Raw genomic sequence first — 2,411 nt, forward strand, 5'->3', positions numbered from 1 at the left:
TCTAACGAGCGATTCGCACAGGGCTTTCAAGGGCGATTTCGATACGTATTTGAAAATGCATGAAATCGCAGGTCATAGCAGTGAATGGGTCGAAGGAACGTATAACGAACGCTATATGCCCGAATACGATGAAATGCGCAGACGTTTCTACAAGATGCACAAGGGCGATTTCGGAACGAACGAAACGAAGATTCTTGCGCGTGAAATGTACGCCAACTTGGATGAAATAGAAGAGAAGTGCGAAGATTGCTATTTGGATGATTTGCCGTTGCTGTTGCCGAAAGTCAAGGGCGCGAAGGGCGATAGTTTCGATGTTTTGAAAAAGCGCGTCATTGCGGGTTTGAAAGAGCGCGGTAAATACGAAAAGGCATATATCGAACGCTGCAAGGAAGAATTGAAAGTTATCAAGTATCACGGTTTCGGCGATTATTTCCTTATCGTTGCCGATTACGTCAACTGGGCAAAGGAACAGGGGATTGCGGTTGCGCCGGGGCGCGGTTCCGTTTGCAATTGCCTTGTGGCATATGCGCTCAAAATAACTGAGGTTGATTCTCTGTATTTCGGATTGGATTTTAGGCGTTTCCTGCGTTTCGATAAATCGGGTTTGCCCGATATCGATTTGGATTTCATGCCGTCGCGCCGTCATGAGGTCATTACGCATATTTGCACGGCATACGAGGGCAAGGCTGCTAGAATCGCGTCCTATGGGCTTTACAAGGTCGATAACCTGTTAAACGATTTAGCCAAGGTTTGCGGGGTCGGCGCTGTTCAGGTTGACGAGGAAACGGGCAAGGAAAAATTCGTTGTCGATAAATCGGAGTTGAGCGGTATCAAATCGTTCTGTCGCTCGTTCTTAGACCCCGAAACGGAAGAAATAGACGAGGATAAGCTAAAGGCGCTAGATGCGTCTGTGAGGCGCTATGATGGCTTGTACGATGGCATTATCACCCATTTCACAAAGATGTATCGCAAGGTTCGTTTCATCGGAACACATGCAGCGGGCGTTGCCGTCACCGATGGCGATATCTTGCAATACACGGCTTTGCGCGTCGATAAGTCGGACGATGTGTACACGGCTTACGATTTGAACGATTTGGATTCAATCAATCTCGTTAAGTTCGATATTCTCGGTTTGAAAACGGAAGAATCGATTGCCAACTTGCGCGAAAGCACGGGCGTTACGGTTGATTTCTACGAAGCGACGAAAGACCCGCGAATTTTCGAGGAATTCCGAAAAGGAAACACTGACGGTATTTTTCAGTTCGAATCCAAAACGGCGCGTGAGATTCTAAGCGATATAGAATGCGATTGCTTCGAAGATGTGTGCGCGGCAAGCGCTATGAACAGACCAGCGCCGTTATCTCAGGGAATGCCCGCGCAGTATGCGGAGAACAAGCGCAATGGCGTTGATGAGAAATCGCCGTTTTTCGAATACACGGGCAACACGTATGGAACGATTGTCTACCAAGAGCAGGTGATGTTGGTATGCGTGAATATCGGCGGTTTTGAATGGAGCGAAGCCGATGAGGTCATGAAGATTCTAAAGCACACGGCGGCGCAAGCGCACGGCGTAGGAGGCGCTGAGAAGCGCGAAAGGCGAATTGCCGAACTAAGAGACAAGTTCTTGTCTAATGCGGTCTTAAACGGCGTTACAAAGGCTGAGGCAAGCGAAATGTTTGAAAAGATGTTCGGCTACACGTTCAATCAAGGTCATGCAACCGGGTACAGCCTTATTTCCGTAGAGGAAATGTATTACAAGGTTTATTACCCGATGCATTATTGGTTCGCGAAATTGAAGTTCGCAAAAGACGATAAGCAGTATCGTCAGTTCTGCGAAAAGGCCGTTATGGATGGTGCTGTTATTTTCCTGCCACATGTGAATTATTCAACGGAGAATGCGCGTTTGCGCAAATGCGATGGCGAGGAAGTCATACAGCAGGGTTTGAGCGAGATAAAGGGCGTTGGCGATAAGGCGGCGGCGTACATAGTCGAAGAGCGAAAGAAAAACGGTATTTTCATTTCGTATGATGATTTCTACGACCGTTGCAAATCGCGCCTTGTGACTACTCGCGTTATTTCGATTTTGAAAGAGCAGGGCGCGTTGGAGTTTTCGAAAAAGAAATACGTCAATCGCGTCACGAAGTACAATGCAACGCTTTACGCACGTGCGGCGCGTTAGTTGAAATTTGTTGTTGTAATGCGTTAAATGATGGTTTATAATCGGTTTCAGGCGTATTTCAGTCGAAACGCTATGGCAAATCGAGAAAGGAAAGAGCAATGGCAAGCAACGCAGTAGAACGTTTCAAGGAAACCAAGTCGCAGTTCGATTACAAGGTTTTCAAGATTCAGCAAGAGGCGCAGAAGAAGCTTGATAGGGCTTCTGATGATTTCGTTGATTCGATGGTCAACCA

General features: G+C 47.2%; 1 pseudogene. It reads left to right on the forward strand.

Features of this window, described 5'->3' with window-relative positions:
• Positions 1–2,179, forward strand: a pseudogene (locus IKG78_RS12295) (hypothetical protein); the annotation flags it as partial.
• Between the last annotated feature and the right edge of the window lie 232 nt (positions 2,180–2,411).

Source organism: Fibrobacter sp., from assembly GCF_017545445.1.
In the GTDB taxonomy this organism is placed as follows: Bacteria; Fibrobacterota; Fibrobacteria; order Fibrobacterales; family Fibrobacteraceae; genus Fibrobacter.